The sequence below is a fragment of the Stenotrophomonas sp. SORGH_AS_0321 genome, from assembly GCF_031453215.1.
Lineage (GTDB): Bacteria > Pseudomonadota > Gammaproteobacteria > Xanthomonadales > Xanthomonadaceae > Stenotrophomonas > Stenotrophomonas chelatiphaga.
Genome location: NZ_JAVIZG010000001.1, coordinates 1,106,405 through 1,123,630 on the forward strand (window position 1 = coordinate 1,106,405; position 17,226 = coordinate 1,123,630).

Sequence of the window (17,226 nt, forward strand, 5' to 3'; positions counted from 1 at the left end):
TGCAGCATCGGGCAGGAAGCGCGGTTGGTACGATGCATCGCCGTTCAATGTGGGTCGCGGCGCTTTCCACCGTAGTGGAGTGGTACGACTTCACGCTCTACCTGTACTTCGCCACCGTGCTGTCACGGGTGTTTTTCGGCGGCGGCGAGACCGCCCTGCTGGCCACCCTCGCCGGGTTCGCGGTGTCCTATCTGATGCGTCCCTTGGGTGCGCTGTGTTTCGGCCATCTCGGCGACCGGCTGGGGCGGCGCTGGATGCTGCTGGCCTCGATGGCGTTGATGGCGGCGGCGATGCTGGCCACGGCCTTGTTGCCCACCTATGCGCAGATCGGTGCCAGTGCCGGTGTGCTGCTGCTGGCACTGCGCTGCGTGATGGCGTTTTCGGTCGGTGGCGAATACACCGGGGTAGTGGCCTACCTGCTGGAAAGCGCGCCGCCACGACGACGCGGGCTGGTGACCTCGCTGGCCTCGGCAGCCAGTGAAGTGGGTGCGCTGCTGGCGGTTGCGCTGTCCGCGCTGACCGTGGCGCTGCTGCCGGCCCCTGCGCTGGATACATGGGGCTGGCGCATCCCGTTCTTCGTCGGCGCCGCACTGGCGCTGCTCATCCTGCTGGCGCGTTCGGGCATGCACGAATCGCCCGAATTCGAACGCCAGCAGCGCGAGGGCAGCGTGCCCAGTGCGCCCATACGGCAGATCCTGCGCAGCCATCCCGGCGCGGTGGCACGCACCTTCGCGATCTCCGCACTCGGTTCGATCACCTATTACGTAGGCATCACCTATGTGCCGGCCTTCCTGCACGCCAATGGGCGCGGGGAGGGCGAAGCGTTGTGGCTGTCGACCATCGCCGCGGTGGCGGTGATCCTGGCCACGCCGCTGTTCGGGCTGCTGTCGGACCGGTTTGGTCGGCGCCCCCTGCTGCTGGGGCTGACCCTGCTGTCAGCGCTGCTGCCGCTGTCGATGTTCGGGTGGATGGCGCAGGCATCGACGATGGGCGTGATCGGTGCTGCGGTGGTGCTGGCCTGCGTGGCTGGCGGCATCAGTGCGGTGGCGGCTTCGGCCACGGCCGAACAGTTCCCCGGCGAAGGCCGGCTGAGTGGGCTGGCGCTGGGGGTGACCATGGCCACGGCGGTATTCGGTGGTGCCACGCCGTGGTTGGCCCAATGGTGGGTCGAGCGCAGCGGGTGGAATGCCGCGCCCGGGGCGATGATCGCCATCGTCGCGGTGCTGGTGCTGCCGGTGTTGTGGCGCCTGCCGGAAACCCGCCCGCTCCGGTAGCGCAGCGGCCGGCCGTGACGACCAACGGTCGTCACCCGCCACCAGATGACGGCCAGCGGCCGTCACTACCCTGGCGCTGCCGCCCGCTCCGGTAGCGCCGAGCCATGCTCGGCGAGCGAAGCGGCCGTGACAGCGTCCCTGCCGTTACAGCGACAGGGTCTTTTCGATGTCGGCCAGCACGGCGCTGGCATCCACGCCGATCGCGATCGACTGCATTGCCTGGCCGTCCCATACGCTGGGGCCGAAGGCCATGCCGGCCGGCTTGGGGATGGTCATCCCGCGTGCCACGCCATCGGTGGCCACGCGCACGCTGGCATGCTCGAACTCGAACAGTTCCGGACGGGTCAGCGCGATGCAGGCGCAGCAGTCGTGCACCACCATGCCCTTATGGCCGGCCTGCAGGTAGAAGTCCACGTAGTCCTGCGACAGCGCGCGCACCAGGTCCGCATCGGCGCCGCCAGCGTGGGCCAGTGCATCCAGGCCGTGGCGATCCATCTCCACCTGGGTGGTGACATCCAGGCCGATGGCGATCACCGGCCAGCTGGCGGTGAACACGATGTCGGCGGCTTCGGCGTCGCCCCAGATGTTGGCCTCGGCGGCCGGGGTGATGTTGCCATTGACATGGAACGCGCCGCCCATGATCACTACCCCACGTACCAGCGAGGCGATATCCGGTGCTTCGCGCAGGGCCAGTGCCAGGTTGGTCATGCGGCCCACCGCGACCAGGGTGACCTGGCCCGGCTGCGCACGGACCAGGTCGATGATCAGCTGGTGTGCGCTGCGCGGATCGGCGGCCACGTCCAGCTGTGCCGGCACCGGGTGGTTGCCCAGGCCGTTGTCACCGTGGATGTGCACCGGCCAGGCTTCGGGCTGTGCATCGGGCTGCAGCGGGCCGGCGGCGCCGCGCGCCACGGGTGCGTCCAGGCCCCAGGCCTGCTTCAGGAACAGCGCGTTGTGGGTGGTCGATTCGACGGCGGCATTGCCGAACACGGTGGTGACGGCCAGCAGGTTCACCTGCGGGTGCTTGTGCAGGTACAGCAGCGCCAGGGCGTCGTCGACGCCCGGGTCGGTATCGAAAATTACGTTGTGCATCATGTTGTTGTTCTTCTTCTGTCCGTGGTGGTGCGGGGCGCGCCCAGCGGGGCTGCCCGTAGCGTAGTGTCTCAAGTGTCCGGACATGATGACAGGCGCGCCCGGCGGGCGCAGCGCCAGGGCGCTGACGACCAGCGGTCGTCACTACCAAGGCAGGGTCGGCGGTCGGTAGCGCCGAGCCATACTCGGCGAGCGCAGCGGCGAAGCGCGTGACGACCAGCGGTCGTCACTACCGGGGCAGAGGATCGTGCCTTGCCCTCAGTACTTCCAGCGCAGGCTGAAGGCGACGAAGCGCGGTTCGCCGTAGTTGTTGTAGTCCAGGTTGGCCCAGTAGGTCTTGTCCAGCGCGTTGCGCACGCTCAGCGTGGCCGTCCAGCTGTCGCTGATGCGGTAGTTGGCGTTGAACTGCACCAGCGAATACGCCGGCTGGTTGACCGTCACCGTGCCACCGGGCGGGTAGGGCACGTTGAAGCCCTGCACCTTGCTCTGCCACTGCACGCCACCGCCCAGGGTCAGCCGCTCCCAGGCTCCGCGCAGGCGCACGCTGGTGTTCAGCTGCAGGAAGTCTTCGGGCAGGTTCGCGTACAGCAGGTCGGTGGCCGCGCGGGTCACCTTGACGTGGGTGAAGCCGGCATTGACCGTCCAGCCCGGCAGGATCTCGCCATTGAGGTCCATTTCCCAACCGCGCGCCTTGGTGCCGTTGATGCCGATATAGGCCGAACTGCCGTCGCTCAGCGAACCGTCCGGCACGCTGGCATCGCGCACGGCGTAGTTGTCCTGCTTCGCCTCGAACACCGCTGCATTGGCAGTGAAGCGGCCGTCCAGCCATTGCGACTTGATGCCTGCCTCGACATTGGACCCTTCCACCGGCGCCAGCAGGTTTTCGTTGCGGTCCTTGAAGTTCTGCGGGTTGAAGATCTCGGTGTAGCTGGCGTACCCGGAAACGTTCGGGGTGATGTCATACACCAAGCCCACGTACGGGGTGACCTCGTCATCCACCTTGTAGGCGCCGCTGGTGGCGGTATAGGTGTTGGCGGTGTTGTAGGCGCGGGTGCGGGTTTCCCACGAACTCAGGCGCGCGCCGGCGATCAGCGATAGCGGCTCGGCCAGGCGCAGGCGGGTGGAGGCATACACGCCGCGCTGGGTGGTGCGCGCATCGCGGTGGGCGCCGGTGCGGTTGACCACCAGTTCCGGCGCATTGCCATTCCAGGCGTGGATGTCCGGGATGTCGTAGCGCCAACTGCCGGTGGGCGTCATCGTCCAGGCGGTGGACTGTAGGTCGGAGAAGCTGCCGCCGAACACCACGTCGTGCTCGCGGCCGAACAGGCCGAAGGTGCCCGACAGGTAGACGTCCACGCCCTTGCGGGTGTCATCGGTCTCGCCGGCCGCACCCAGCAGGTAGATGCCTGCGCCGGTGGTCGCATCCGGATAGCCGCTGCCGTACACGCGCACGTTCTGCACGTTGCCGCGGGTGTAGGCGGTGTTGACCTTCAGCAGCCAGTTCTCGCCGAAGCGCTGTTCCAGGTTGGCGAACGCGGTGCTGGTCTGGCGCTGCCACTTGGCCCAGTCCGGGGCCAGGTTGGTGCTGCGCGGCAGGTGCGCGAAGCTGCCATCGCTGTTGAAGAACGGCACCGTGCCCCAGGTGGTGGCGGTGGGGTTGTTGTCCTGGGTCTGGAAGCCGACAGTGACGGTGGTGGAGTCGGTCAGGTCGCCTTCCAGTACCGCCATGCCGGACATCTTGTCCTCGCTGTAGCGGTCGTAGTAGTAGTCCTTGTCCTGCCAGGCAGCGACCACGCGGCTGCGGAAACGGCCATCGGCGGTCAGCGGTGCGTTGACGTCGGCCTGCATGCGGCGGAAGTCCCAGCTGCCGGCACTGACCGCGAAGAATGCATCGAAGTCCTTGCCCGGGCGCTTGCGCAGCAGGTTGACCGTGGCCGACGGCACGCCGGCACCGCTGAGCAGGCCGTTGGCACCGCGGATCACTTCGATGCGGTCATAGAAAGCGGTGTCGTATTCCTGGTTGGTCGAACCGCTGTAGGTCGGCAGGCCGTCCACCTGGAAATCGGTGATGGCAAAGCCGCGCGCGTAATACAGCGGGCGCTGCGTATCGTAGAAGGAGACGTTGACGCCGGTGACGTTGCGCATCACATCGTTGATGCTGAACAGCGATTCGTCCTGCAGGCGTTCCAGGCCGATCACGGTGCTGGACTGCGGCGTCTCCTGCAGGGTGATCGGCAGGCGCGTGGTGCTGGACGGGACGGCGCGGCTGCCGCGCACGTTGACCTTGTCGAGGGTCTTGGCGTCGGCGGCAGCGCTGGCATCGGCGAGGGTATCGGCCAGGGCGGGCGCGGTGGACAGCGCGGCCAGCAGGGCAACGGCCAACGGGGCGTGGCGGAACGAAGCAATGGCGGTCATGACGGATTCGCTGGAAGGGCCTGGAAGGCGGGCAGGGCAAGGCCGGCGGGGATGCCGCCAGCGGATGGATCAGGGTGCGCAAATGTAAATGATTATCGAAAACTTTACAATTCGCATCTGTTGGCCTTGGCGGGCAGATACAGAAACGGCCACCCGAAGGTGGCCGTTGGTCTGCTGCCGGAAGCTCGGGGCAGGCTTACAGTGCCTGCAGTTCCTCGTTCTTGTTGCGCTTTTCCTGCGGCGGCAGCGGCGCTTCGGCCGGGCGCGCCACGGTCGCCGGAATGGCGGCCGGCTGGGCCACGTCGGCCGGCACGTCCAGGAACGGCAGCTTCAGCGTCTGGCTGGTCAGCGTGCGGATCTCGTTGGTCAGCGCCGGGCTCTCGTTGAGCTTACGGCCGTAGGACGGCACGATCTCGCGCAGGCGCGCTTCCCAGCCGGCCTTCATCTCTTCCGGGAAGGCCTTGGCCATCAGGTCGAGCATGATCGGCGGGGAGGTCGAGGCACCCGGGGACGCACCCAGCAGGGCGGCCAGGGTGTGGTCCTTGTCGGTCACGATTTCGGTACCGAACTGCAGCAGCGGCCCCTTCTGCGGATCATTCTTGATGATCTGCACGCGCTGGCCGGCGGTGACCAGCGTCCAGTCTTCGCGCTTGGCGTTGGGGTAGTACTTGACCAGTTCCGCCTGGCGGTCGTCGTCGTTCAACTGGGCCTGGCTCATCAGGTACTTCACCAGGTCCAGGTTGTCCGCACCCACGTTCAACATCGGCGCCACGTTGTTGTGGGTCACCGACGAATACAGGTCGAACCACGAACCGTGCTTGAGGAACTTGGTGCTGTACAACGCGAACGGTCCGAACAGCACCACCGGCTTGCCATCCAGCTTGCGCGAATCCAGGTGCGGCACCGACATCGGCGGCGAACCGGTTTCGGCCATGCCGTAGGCCTTCACGCTGTGGCGCGAAGCGACGTCGGCGCCCTTGAAGGCGAGGAACTGACCGCCGACCGGGAAGCCGCCGTAGTTCTTCGATTCCGGGATGCCCGACAGCTGCAGCAGCTTCAGTGCGGCACCACCGGCACCGATGAAGACGAAGCGCGCGTGGGTGGTGCTCTCGTTGCCGGACGTGAGGTCCTTGACGGTCACGTTCCAGGTCTTGTCGTCGTTCTGGCGCAGCGCGCTCACTTCATGGCCCAGGTGCAGGCCGAAGTTCGGGCTGCGCTTGAGGCCATCGGTCAGCTGGCGGGTGATGACGCCGAAGTTCACGTCGGTGCCGAGCGGCATCCAGGTCGCGGCGACCTTCTGGGCCGGGTCGCGGCCTTCCATCAGCAGCGGTGCCCACGCCTTGATCTGCGCGGGATCTTCGGAGTACTGCATGCCGTAGAACAGCGGGTTCTTGACCAGCGCCTGCTGGCGCTTGTGCAGGAAGTTGATGTTCTCATCGCCCCACACGAAGCTCATGTGCGGGGTGGGGTTGATGAAGTCGCTCGGCTGGCTCAGGCGGCCTTCGCGCACCTGGTGCGACCAGAACTGGCGCGAGATCTCGAACTGCTCGGCGATGCCGACCGCGCGCTTGGTTTCGATGCTGCCATCGGGAAGCTCGGGGGTGTAGTTCAGTTCGGCGAACGCGGAGTGGCCGGTGCCGGCGTTGTTCCAGCCATCCGAGCTTTCTTCGGCCACGCCATCGCGCCGTTCGTAGATCTGGATGTTCCAGTCCGGCTGCAGTTCCTGCAGGTACGTCGCCAGGGTGACGCTCATGATGCCAGCGCCCACCAGGACCACATCAACGGGTTTTTCGTTGCTTGCCGCCGGCACCGAGCGCGTGGTGAGCGGCCAGTACAGGAACAGTACCGACGCCACCAACAGCAGCACGAGCAGGGCGACTAAAGCCTTGCCAAATTTCTTCATGGGAACGATTCGTTTGGGGAGGGAATCAGGATGCGTGCCGGACAGGTACGGCGCGTGAAAACGCGTCAGGATAGAGCCGCCCACGGCAACCAGTGTCTGATTTTACCCCTTTCCGGTACGGATTTGGTGCGACGCAGCATCCTGCGCGACGGCGCGCGCGACCGGCCCGACCCGGCAAAGCCTCAGCGCTTGCGGCGGATCAGTGCGGTCGAAGCGCCCAGCACGGCGCGGGTCAGCAGGGCCATGGTCTGTACATCGCCCTTCCAGTGCTGCCAGTACAGCGGCACGTCCTCCCAGGCGCGCTGGCGCACGTAGACCAGCCGCCCGGCATCCAGGTGGCGCTTGACCAGCGGCAACGGGTTCATGGTCCAGCCCAGCCCGCCCAGGTTGGCCTGCACGAAGGCGCGGGTGGACGGAATCCACCAGGTGGGGGCGGTGTTGGGGACCTCCACCCCGGCCATGCGGCGGGCAAAACGGGCCTGCATGTCATCCTTGCGATTGAACACCAGCACCGGGGCCTGGGCCAGCGCCTGCGCACTGACCCCCTTGCCGAAGTGGCGGTCGCGGAATTCCGGGGTGCAGGTGGCCGCGTAGCGGATGCTGCCCAGCGCGTGGATCTGGCAGCCCTGCACCGGTTCATCCAGCGTGGTCACCGCGCCCAGCACGGTACCCTGGCGCAGCAGTTCCACGGTGTGGTCCTGGTCTTCCACGCGCAGGTCCAGGGTGGTGCCGGTGACCTGGGCGAACTGCTGGGCGGCCTGCGGGAACCAGGTTTCCAGGCTGTCATGGTTGACCGCCACCGGGATGCTGGCCTGCGGCAGGTCTTCGTCGGCCAGTCCCATGCGGTGCAGCGCATCGTGTTCCAGCAGCGCGGTCTGCTCGGCCAGCTGCACCAGCACCTGGCCTTCGGCGGTGGCGGTGGCCGGTGCGCCGCGCTTGACCAGCAGCCGGCCGACCCGGTCTTCCAGCGCCTTGACCCGCTGCGACACGGCCGACGCGGTGACGTTGAGCGCCTGCGCGGCGCGGTCGAAGCTGCCTTCGCGGATGACCGCGGCGAGGGCGCGGAGCTGGGCATGGTCGACGCGCATGGCGATTAAGTTCTGCTAAAGAGGCTTAAGGAAGTTTAGCTTTTCTTGGGATTGGTGCAACGCGACAATACGCCCCGTACCCGGTGCTGTCCGCCTTAGCGAGGCACCGCCCCCCTGCACGACAAGGTTGTATCCCATGTTCTCGATCATTTCCGCCAGCACCGGCCTTGCGGCCTGGTTCAGTGGTGCCGCCACCGGCATCGGCCTGTTCGCCGTGGTCGGCGCGCAGAGCGCCTTCATCCTGCGCCAGGGCATCCTGCGCAAGCACATCGTGCCGGTCGTGGCGACCTGCGCGGCGATCGATGCGGTCTTCATCTTCGCCAGCGTGGCCGGCCTGCGTACCCTCATCCAGGCCGCGCCGTGGCTGACCAGCGCGGTGCTGTGGACCGGCGTGGCGTTCCTGGCCTGGTATGCCCTGAAGTCGGCACGGCGTGCGATCGCCGGCGGCGGCGGCATGGGCGAAGCCGAAAGCGATGACGGCAGCCGCCGCGCGGTGCTGATGGCCGCGGTCGGCTTTTCGCTGATCAACCCGCACTTCTGGCTGGACATGATGGTGATCGGCTCGATCGCCGAAAACTTCGGCAACGACCGCATGGCCTATGCGGCCGGCGTGGTCACCGCCAGTTGCATGTGGCTCACCGCGCAGGGCCTGGGCGCCCGCCTGCTGGCGCCGCTGTTCAACAAGCCCGGCACCTGGCGGGTGCTGGACGGCACCATCGCGGTGATCCTGAGCATCCTCGCCCTGACCCTGGCGGTCCGTGGCGTGCACTGATTCCACTCTCTCCAAGGTGTGGTGTGCAGGGCGGTGCCGGAAACGGTGCCGCCCTTTTTATTTGGTTCTTCTCCCATCTGAGGGGAGAAGGCGCACGGCCGACCAGCTAGATTTGTAGTTGTCGAGACAACAAACCGAGGCCGGCCGTGGCCAAGCTGGATTGTATGCCGTTGCTGGGAGGCTGGGCGGGGTATCGCCTGGATGGGTGGCGCCGCGAGGCACGTGGCGCAGCCACGTGGCTGGTGCTTTCGCTGGTGCCCGATTCACGCCGCCGCCGACGCTGCAGCGGATGCGACAAGTGGGTCGTGGCCGTCCACGACCAGACGCTCCGGCGGGTTCGTGACCTGCCTGTGTTCGATGCGCCGGTCGAGTTGGAGATCCAGCGACAGCGACTGGCCTGTCCTCGCTGCGGGCCAAAGCTGGAGCATCTGGATTGGTTGGAGCGGCATGCCCGGGTAACGCAACGGCTTGCGCAGAGCGTGGCACGCATGTGTGCCACGACCTCGATCCATGCCACCGCAAAGTGGCATGGCTTGGACTGGAAGACGGTCAAGGCACTTGATTTCAGGCATCTGGTGCAGACGCTGGGGCCGGTGGACCTATCGGACGTAAGAGTGATCGCGATGGACGAGTTTGCGATCCAGAAGGGCCATCGCTACGCCACCGTGGTGGTCGAGCCATCACGCAAGCGCGTGCTTTGGGTCGGTCGAGGACGCAGTCGCGCTGACGTGCGCCCCTTCTTCGAGTTACTCGGAAGGGACGGCTGCGAACGCATCCAAGCGGTCGCCATGGACATGAATTCGGCATTCGACCTGGAAGTGAAAGCCCAATGCCCCAACGCCGAGGTGGTCTACGACCTCTTCCATGTCGTGGCCAAGTACGGGCGCGAAGTCATTGATCGGGTGCGGGTTGACGAGGCCAATCGCCTACGCACCGACAAGCCCGCGCGACGGGTGGTGAAGACCTCGCGCTGGCTCCTGCTGCGCAATAGGCAAAACGTCCCAGCCGAGCAGCGCGTCCAACTCGAGGAGCTGCTGGCCGCCAACAAAGCCCTGCTGACCACGTATCTGCTCAAAGACGACCTGAAGCAGCTGTGGCGCTACCGAAGCCAGAGCTGGGCGGAGAAGGCCTGGCGGTCATGGAAGCATCGCGCCCTGCGAAGCGGGCTGGAGCCGCTGCGCATCTTTGTCCGCCGTCTGCAACCATATCTCCCGGGCATCCTGGCCCACTGCCGATGGCCGCTCGGGACGAACCTGGTGGAAGGCATCAATAACAAGATCAAGGTCATCAAGCGCGTCGCCTACGGATACCGAGACGACGCGTATTTCTTCCTGAAGATCCGGGCGGCCTTCCCCGGAGTTGGGTGAAGAACCTTTTATTTCAGGTTTTCCTGATTCCCAATCCGTTCACGTCCTGTTTACAATCGCCCTGTCGCGGACATGGTGTCCGCAAGGGGCGGGATAAGGATGCGCAAGACGATACTGGCGGCGATGATGGCCGCGATGGCCCTGCCGCTGATGGCAATGGCCGCCGACGTGGACCTGGATACGTTCCTCAAGCGCGACAGCTTCACCGATCTCAAGCTGTCGCCGAATGGCGAGTACTACGCAGCGACCATTCCGCTGGAGAAGTCGACCGCCGTCGCGATCCTGCGCGTGGCCGACGGCCAGATCGTGGGTCGCTTCGTGCCGCCGGAAAACAACCACGCGCGGCGTTTCGACTGGGTCAGCGATGACCGCGTGCTGATCGAACTGGGACAGAAATTCGGTTCGCTCGACGAGCCACAGCCGACCGGCGAGCTGTACTCGCTGCGCGCCAACACCACCAGCGGCGAGCTGCTGGTCGGCTACCGGGTGACCGGCGGCAACACCGGCACGCGCATTTCGGGCAAGAAGGCCGAAGCCGTCGCCGCGTTCCTGAGCGATGACCTGCCCGGCGATGACAAGCACGTGCTGATCGCGGTGTCCTCGTTCAACGGCGACCCGTATACGCGGCTGGAGCGGATGGACGTGACCAGTGGGCGCCGCATCCCGGTGACCCGCTCGCCGGTGCAGCGCGCCTCCTTCACCACCGATGCGGAAGGCAACGCGCGTTTCGCGCTGGGCGCCGGTTCGGACAACGTCAACAAGCTGTTCTACCGCGATCGCAACAACGAGAACTGGAAGCTGGTCAACGACGAGGCGGTGTCCAAGCGGATCGAGCGCGCGATCGGTTTTTCCGCCGACGGCACGCTGGCCTACCTCAACGTGGAACAGCCTTCGGGACCCAACAAGATCGTCAGCTGGAATCCGGCCAGCGGCGAGCGCAAGGACGTGCTGCGCGATCCGATGGTCGACCCGGCGCGGCTGATCCATCGCCCCGGCACGGCGGTGCCGGTGGGCGCGCTGTTCCTCGGCGATACGCCGCGCACCCGTTTCTTCGACGAGACCTCGGCCGACGCCAAGCTGTACCGCAGCCTGGAATCGGCATTCGGCGGGGACGCCGTTTTCATTACCTCCAGTACGCGCGACAGCAACAAGGTGCTGGTGGAGACGTTCTCCGGCCGCAATCCGGGTGATTTCTTCATCTATGACCAGAAAGCGAAGGCGGCCCAGCACGTGGTCAGCCGCAGCACCTGGATCGATCCGGCACGGACCGCCCCGGTGCGCGCGATCACCGTCAAGGCGCGTGACGGCCTGCCGCTGCATGGCTTCCTGACCACCCCGCACGGGCGTGAGGCGAAGAACCTGCCGATGGTGGTGCTGCCCCACGGTGGGCCGTTCGGCATCTTCGAAGATGGCACCTACGACACCCAGGCGCAGATGCTGGCCAGTGCCGGCTACGCCGTGCTGCAGATGAACTTCCGCGGCTCCGGCAACTACGGCCGTGCCTTCGAACAGGCTGGTGCCCAGCAGTGGGGCATGGCGATGCAGGACGACCTGACCGATGCCACCCGCTGGGCGATCAGCGAGGGCGTCGCCAACAGGACGAAAATCTGCGTGTACGGTGCCAGCTATGGCGCCTATGCGGCGCTGATGGGCGCGGCGAAGGAACCGGACCTGTACCGATGCGCCGCCGGCTACGTGGGTGTCTACGACCTGCCGATGATGCACAGCCGCGGCGACATCCAGCAGTGGATGTCCGGGGAAACCTACCTGCGCGAATGGATCGGCCCGGCCGACAAGGTGCGCGACGTCTCGCCGGTCAACCTGGCCGCGCAGATCAAGGTGCCGGTGTTCCTGGCGGCCGGTCGCGAAGACCAGCGCGCGCCGGTGCAGCACACCGAACGCATGGAAGCGGCACTGAAGAAGGCCGGCGTGCCGGTGGAAAGCCTGTACTACCCGCGCGAAGGGCATGGCTTCTACGTCGATGCCAACCGCCGCGAGTACTACGGCAAGCTGCTGGCGTTCCTGTCGCAGAACCTGGGGGGCGACAAGGCCGCCGCACCGAAGCCGGCGGCGCCGTGAAAAAGGGGACGGAGGTAATTAATCGAGATTAATTCCCTCCGTCCCCCTATTTCCTACTTCACCCCGTGCATCATGCGCCGCAGCAGCGGGGCGGTGGCGAAGGCGAGCACGGCGCAGCCCAGGCCGATCCACATCAACAGCCAGAACAGGTGGGCGTAGCTGGCCGAGGCGCTGACGATGTCCAGCGTTTCGCCTTCGGGTACTTCGATGGCGGCCAGCTTGCCGAACAACGCGGCCAGCGTTTCGGAAAACGCAGTGGCCAGGAACCAGGTGCCCATCATCAGGCTGACCACCCGCGGTACCGCGAGCTGGGTCACCGCCGACAGGCCCACCGGGGACAGGCACATTTCACCGCTGGCCAGCAGGAAATAGGCCAGCACCAGCCACCAGACACTGGCCATCTGCCCGGTCGCGCCGACCTGCTGCGCAGCCAGCGCGAGTGGCACGAAGGACAGCGCGCCCAGCACCAGGCCGATGGACGATTTCATCGCCTTGCCCGGTTCGGCACGGCGGTGATCCAGCCAGGCCCACAGCAACGCGAACAACGGCGCCAGCACCACCAGGAACAACCCGCCAAGGTAGGTGAGCGAGCCGGCGGTCTGCGGGATGACCAGGCAATCGCGGACCAGCAGCACCAGCATCACCAGCACGATGGCGATGAACATGCGGCGCGGCCACGGCGAACCCGGCGAACGGTCGGACAGCCGCGCGCTGACCACGAAGCCCAGTGGCGCCAGCAGCAGCGACACGATCGACCACGGCAGCGGCGTGCCGTCGCGGATCACCAGCGCAGGCACGATGTCCTTGGTCAACAGGCGATCGGTGAAGGTGACCCACGAGCCATAGCTCTGCTCGTACAGGGTGAAGAACACCAGCGCCATCAGGATCAGCGCCATCAGCGCGATCATCTGCTGGCGCTGCACCGGCGTGCAGCGGGTGCCGGTGAACCAGGCGAACCACAGCAGCACGCCACCGAGCACCACCAGCATCAGCATCAGCGCCAGGCTGATCTCACCGCCCAGGGCGAAGGCGCCGTTGCCGGCGGCCCACATCAGCCACGCCACCGGCAGCACCGCCAGCACCGCACCGGCGTAGATCAGCCACTCGCGCGGCAGCCCCAGCACGCGTTCACGCAGCGAAGCGGGATCGCGCGGTTCGGCGTGGCCGTGCAGGTACTTCTGCCCCCACAGGAACATGCCGAGGCCGACTAGCATGCCGATGCCGGCCGCGCCGAAGCCGTACTTCCAGCCGTACGCTTCACCCAGGAAACCGCACACCAGCGAAGCGAACAGGGCGCCCAGGTTGATGCCGGCGTAGAACAGCGAGAAGCCCGAATCGCGGCGCGGATCGTCTTCGGCGTACAGCTTGCCGACGATGGTGGAGATGTTCGGCTTCAGGAAGCCCACCCCCATGATGATCAGCGCCAGCGACAGGTAGGTGATGGTCAGTGCACCGGTATCGCGCACCACCTGGCCGTTTTCCAGATAGGCCGCGTGCCCTTCGAAGGCCATGCCCAGGTGGCCGAGCACCAGCAGCACGCCGCCGAACAGCACCGCCCGGCGCATGCCCAGCCAGCGGTCGGCCAGCATGCCGCCGAACACCGGGATGCAGTACACCAGCCCGCCGTAGGCGCCGAGCAGGTCCAGCCCGGCCTTGTCGCCGAACAGGTGGTACTTGGTGAGGTACAGCAGCAGCAGCGCCTTCATGCCGTAGAAGGAGAAGCGCTCCCACATCTCGGTGAAGAAGCAGACGTACACGCCCTTGGGATGGCCCAGGAAGTCGTCGTTGGCAGCGATGGCGGTCATCGGTCGGGGGCAGACAATGAGGCCCGGGATTATGCGGTCAGAACCCCTTCGATGCGCGGAACGTGCGTGCGGTCCTCACAGATAGCGCAGCCACGCCAGGTCCCTGCGGCGTGCCTTCAGCGCGGCGAAGGCCTTGGTCGGCAGGTACAGCAGCAGCGCCAGCGCGGTGCTGATCAGCAGCAGCGCGGCCACCGATTCCACCGCGAACAGTGCGCCGTTGGTCGGCCCCCACAGCGCCAGCGCGGCCAGGTACATCAGCTTCAGCACATACAGGTGCAGCAGGTAGAAGAACATCGGCGCGGCGCCGATCCGGGCCAACGGCTGCAGCGCGTCGGCCACCCCGGGCACTTCGTACAGGCGCAGCAGCAGCAGGCCCACGCCCAGGGTGGCCAGCAGGAACAGCAGCGAGGGCGGGTACTTGGTGACGTTGAAGATCCCCATCAGCATCTGCAGCGTGGTGGGCTGCAACTGCCACGGCGCATCGCCGTAGACATTCAGCGCCCGCAGCAGCATGAAGGCCGCCAGCGCGCCCCAGCCGGCCCACAGCAGCCAGCGTTGGCGCTGTGCCGGCGGGCGGGTGGCCGCGAACCACGGTCCCATCAGGTAGCCCAGCACGATCACCCCGATCCACGGCAGCAGCGGGTAGGACGTGCGCAGGCGCAGCGCATCGCCGAGCACGATCCAGTCGCGCTGATGCAGCACTTTCCACAGCGTGGCCAGCACGCCGTTGCCTTGCACGTGCACGCCATCGAGCAGGTTGTGCCCGGCCACCAGCAGCAGGGCCAGTGGCAGCAGCACGCTGCGCGGCAGCCAGACCAGTCCGGCCAGCGCGATCATGCTCAGGCCGATCACCCAGATCACCTGCAGGTAGATCGTGTCCGGCGGCCACTGGAAGGTCCACGCGAAGTTGACCAGGGTCAGTTCCAGCACCACCAGGAACAGCCCGCGCTTGAACAGGAAGCCGGCGATGGCGCGGCGCGGATCGGCCTGGCGCTGGCCGTACAGCCAGGCCGAAAGGCCGGTGAGCAGCACGAACACCGGTGCACACAGGTGGGCCAGCAGGCGGCAGGCGAACAGCGCAGGGGACACGCTGGTCACGTCCATCGGATCGCTGACCTGATGCTGCAGGAAGAAGGTTTCGCGGACGTGGTCGAGCAGCATCAGCAGCATCACGGTGCCGCGCAGCTGATCGATGGAGGCCAGCCGGGTGGAGACGGAAGGGGGCATGCGGTTGCGCTGGAAGCGGGTGGAAAGGATATAACATATCATTTGCAGGCAAGCCCCTGCCAGGCCGTGCGCTGTGGCGCGCTGGACTTGCAGGCACCCGGACGCTAGCGTTGCAGGGATTTTTTCGTATCAGGGGCTTCAATGAACAACGTCGCTGCGCCCAAGCAGCTCACGTTCCGCGCGGTGGTGCTTGCCATCGTGTTGGCCGTGGTGCTGTCGGCCGCCAACGCCTACCTGGGCCTGTTCGCAGGCCTGACCATCGCCACCGCGATTCCCGCCGCCGTCATCTCCATGGGCGTGCTGCGCCTGCTGGGCGGTGGCACCATCCTGGAAAACAACATCGTCCAGACCGGTGCCTCGGCCGGCTCGTCGATCGCCGCCGGTGTGATCTTCACCATCCCCGCGCTGGTGATCATGGGCTACTGGCCGGACTTCAAGTACTGGTGGGTGCTGGGTATCGCCGGCCTCGGTGGCCTGCTCGGCGTGCTGTTCTCGGTGCCGCTGCGGCGCTCGATGATCGTTGAAGATCCGCTTCCGTTCCCGGAAGGCAAGGCGGCGGCCGAAGTGCTCAAGGCCGGCGAGAACCCCGGCCCGGGCCTGAAGATCCTCGGCCTGTCCGCCGTGATCGGCGCGGTGGTCAAGGTCGCCGCAGCCAGCGGCATGCGCCTGATCCCCGATGCCTGGGCCACCTCGGCCTACGTGGGCAGCTCGAAGATCACCGCCTTCATCGGCACCAACCTGTCGCCGGCCCTGCTCGGCGTGGGCTACATCGTCGGCCTGAATGTCGGCATCGTGGTGGTGTCCGGCTCGATCCTCACCTGGCACATCGCCATCCCGGTCTACCAGGCGTTCTTCCTGCAGACCGACCCGGCGCTGGCCGCGTCCATCGCCACCGCCTCGTCCACCGATGCGGCGTTCGCCATCTGGGGCGCGAAGATGCGCTACCTGGGCGTGGGCGCGATGCTGATCGGCGGCATCTGGACCCTGTTCTCGCTGCGCAGATCGCTGCTGAGCGGGGTCAAGAGTGGCTTCGCCGCGGCGCGCAAGAGCACCGGTCCGGCGCTGGCCGAAACCGAGCGCGACCTGCCGATGAAGTGGATGCTGGTGGCGCTGGTCGCCTTCACCTTGCCGCTGCTGGCGCTGTACCAGGCCATCGTCGGCCAGTGGCACGTGTCGATCCCGATGACTCTCATCATGATCGTCGCCGGCTTCCTGTTCGTCTCGGTGTCGGCCTACCTGGCCGGCCTGATCGGTTCATCCAACAACCCGGTTTCGGGCATCACCATCTCCACCATCCTGTTTGCTTCGGCGGTGCTGGTGCTGCTGCTGGGCAAGGACGGCCTGACCCCGGTGGGCGCCTTCGGTGCGCCGCTGGGCGCGGTGGCGGCGATCATGATCGGTGCGGTGGTGTGCTGCGCGGCGGCGGTCGGCGGTGACAACCTGCAGGACCTGAAAGCCGGTTACATCGTCGGCGCCACGCCGTGGAAGCAGCAGCTGATGCTGGGCATCGGCGCGTTCTCCTGCGCGCTGATCATGGCCCCGGTGCTGAACCTGCTGGCGACCGCCTACGGCATCGGCGCGCCCACCCCGGAGCACCCGAACGCGCTGGCGGCCCCGCAGGCCAACCTGATGGCGTCGGTGGCGCGCGGCCTGTTCGGCGGCGAACTGCCGTGGAACTTCATCATGATGGGTGCCGTGGTCGGTGCCGCCATCATCGCCCTGGACGAGTGGCTGAAGAAGACCGGCAAGCGCTTCCGCGTGCCGGTGCTGGCTGCCGCCATCGGTATCTACCTGCCGCTGGAACTGATGGTGCCGATCTTCCTCGGTGGCCTGATTTCCTACCTGGTGGAGCGCTTCCACAAGGTGCGTGCCGATGATGAAGAAGGCCGCGACCGCGTGCACAAGCCGGGCGTGCTGTTCGCCGCCGGCCTGATCACCGGCGAAGCCCTGATGGGTATCGCCATCGCCGTGCCGATCGTGGTCAGTGGCCGCGCCGACGTGCTGGCGGTGCCGTTCGCGCTGCCGGCCGCGCAGTGGATCGGCCTGGCCGTGCTGTTCCTGGTCGGCTGGTTGATCTACCGCACCGGCAAGAAGGCCAACGCCGGCTGATCGGCGGGGTCGGGTAGCGCCGGGTCATGCCCGGCGTTGTCCGGGCCGCGGGCATGACCGATGGCCTTGGCACGCTGCCGTGCCGGGGCCTACCA

General features: G+C 66.7%; 11 protein-coding genes. 5 read left to right on the forward strand and 6 right to left on the reverse strand.

Translation table 11 applies throughout. The features are described from left to right. The first annotated feature begins 32 nt into the window (after positions 1-32). Complete coding sequence (locus tag QE373_RS04740; RefSeq protein WP_309684109.1) at positions 33-1,274, forward strand: MFS transporter; 1,242 nt, start codon at positions 33-35, stop codon at positions 1,272-1,274. A 144-nt stretch (positions 1,275-1,418) separates the two neighbouring features. Here the strand turns inward: QE373_RS04740 and QE373_RS04745 are convergent, their stop codons facing one another. The 4 genes from QE373_RS04745 to QE373_RS04760 form a co-directional block, all read right to left on the reverse strand. Next, entirely contained in the window at positions 1,419-2,366 is a 948-nt protein-coding gene (locus tag QE373_RS04745; protein WP_057508872.1) for a nucleoside hydrolase, read from the reverse strand. A gap of 258 nt (positions 2,367-2,624) precedes the next feature. Beyond that, positions 2,625-4,781 (reverse strand): TonB-dependent siderophore receptor, encoded by a 2,157-nt coding sequence (locus tag QE373_RS04750; RefSeq protein WP_309684110.1) that lies wholly within the window; start codon positions 4,779-4,781, stop codon positions 2,625-2,627. A gap of 196 nt (positions 4,782-4,977) precedes the next feature. Next, the gene (mqo, locus tag QE373_RS04755; RefSeq protein WP_309684112.1) at positions 4,978-6,684 is read right to left on the reverse strand and encodes a malate dehydrogenase (quinone); all 1,707 of its coding nucleotides are present in this window, start codon (positions 6,682-6,684) and stop codon (positions 4,978-4,980) included. A gap of 182 nt (positions 6,685-6,866) precedes the next feature. Beyond that, on the reverse strand, positions 6,867-7,772 hold the full coding sequence (locus QE373_RS04760; RefSeq protein WP_042614669.1) for a LysR family transcriptional regulator ArgP: 906 nt from the start codon (positions 7,770-7,772) through the stop codon (positions 6,867-6,869). 136 nt (positions 7,773-7,908) lie between these two features. Here QE373_RS04760 and QE373_RS04765 point away from each other — a divergent pair, with 136 nt between their 5' ends. From QE373_RS04765 to QE373_RS04775, 3 genes are all read left to right on the forward strand, one after another. Continuing rightward, entirely contained in the window at positions 7,909-8,544 is a 636-nt protein-coding gene (locus QE373_RS04765; protein WP_057508841.1) for a LysE family transporter, read from the forward strand. A gap of 146 nt (positions 8,545-8,690) precedes the next feature. After that, a complete protein-coding gene (locus tag QE373_RS04770) occupies positions 8,691-9,911 on the forward strand; it encodes an ISL3 family transposase (RefSeq protein WP_309683344.1) in 1,221 nt (406 codons plus the stop codon). 99 nt (positions 9,912-10,010) lie between these two features. Continuing rightward, positions 10,011-11,990, forward strand: coding sequence for a S9 family peptidase (locus QE373_RS04775; RefSeq protein WP_309684117.1), 1,980 nt, complete (start codon positions 10,011-10,013; stop codon positions 11,988-11,990). A gap of 53 nt (positions 11,991-12,043) precedes the next feature. On the opposite strand, the gene QE373_RS04780 is transcribed toward QE373_RS04775, so the two are convergent. Both QE373_RS04780 and QE373_RS04785 read right to left on the reverse strand, forming a co-directional pair. Next, a complete protein-coding gene (locus QE373_RS04780) occupies positions 12,044-13,795 on the reverse strand; it encodes an oligopeptide:H+ symporter (RefSeq protein WP_309684119.1) in 1,752 nt (583 codons plus the stop codon). Positions 13,796-13,870: 75 nt separating this feature from the next. After that, positions 13,871-15,022, reverse strand: a complete 1,152-nt coding sequence (locus QE373_RS04785; RefSeq protein WP_309684121.1) for a heparan-alpha-glucosaminide N-acetyltransferase domain-containing protein — start codon at positions 15,020-15,022, stop codon at positions 13,871-13,873. Between the two features lie 141 nt (positions 15,023-15,163). Between QE373_RS04785 and QE373_RS04790 the strand changes: the two genes are divergently transcribed. After that, positions 15,164-17,131, forward strand: a complete 1,968-nt coding sequence (locus QE373_RS04790; RefSeq protein ID WP_123700434.1) for an oligopeptide transporter, OPT family — start codon at positions 15,164-15,166, stop codon at positions 17,129-17,131. Positions 17,132-17,226 lie beyond the last annotated feature (95 nt).

What these genes read in the sequence shown, in the direction of transcription:
- QE373_RS04740 (WP_309684109.1), top strand. Translation starts at nt 33, where the DNA reads ATGCATCGCCGTTCAATGTGGGTCGCGGCGCTTTCCACCGTAGTGGAG.
- QE373_RS04745 (WP_057508872.1), bottom strand. Translation starts at nt 2,366, where the DNA reads ATGCACAACGTAATTTTCGATACCGACCCGGGCGTCGACGACGCCCTG.
- QE373_RS04750 (WP_309684110.1), bottom strand. Translation starts at nt 4,781, where the DNA reads ATGACCGCCATTGCTTCGTTCCGCCACGCCCCGTTGGCCGTTGCCCTG.
- mqo (WP_309684112.1), bottom strand. Translation starts at nt 6,684, where the DNA reads ATGAAGAAATTTGGCAAGGCTTTAGTCGCCCTGCTCGTGCTGCTGTTG.
- QE373_RS04760 (WP_042614669.1), bottom strand. Translation starts at nt 7,772, where the DNA reads ATGCGCGTCGACCATGCCCAGCTCCGCGCCCTCGCCGCGGTCATCCGC.
- QE373_RS04765 (WP_057508841.1), top strand. Translation starts at nt 7,909, where the DNA reads ATGTTCTCGATCATTTCCGCCAGCACCGGCCTTGCGGCCTGGTTCAGT.
- QE373_RS04775 (WP_309684117.1), top strand. Translation starts at nt 10,011, where the DNA reads ATGCGCAAGACGATACTGGCGGCGATGATGGCCGCGATGGCCCTGCCG.
- QE373_RS04780 (WP_309684119.1), bottom strand. Translation starts at nt 13,795, where the DNA reads ATGACCGCCATCGCTGCCAACGACGACTTCCTGGGCCATCCCAAGGGC.
- QE373_RS04785 (WP_309684121.1), bottom strand. Translation starts at nt 15,022, where the DNA reads ATGCCCCCTTCCGTCTCCACCCGGCTGGCCTCCATCGATCAGCTGCGC.
- QE373_RS04790 (WP_123700434.1), top strand. Translation starts at nt 15,164, where the DNA reads ATGAACAACGTCGCTGCGCCCAAGCAGCTCACGTTCCGCGCGGTGGTG.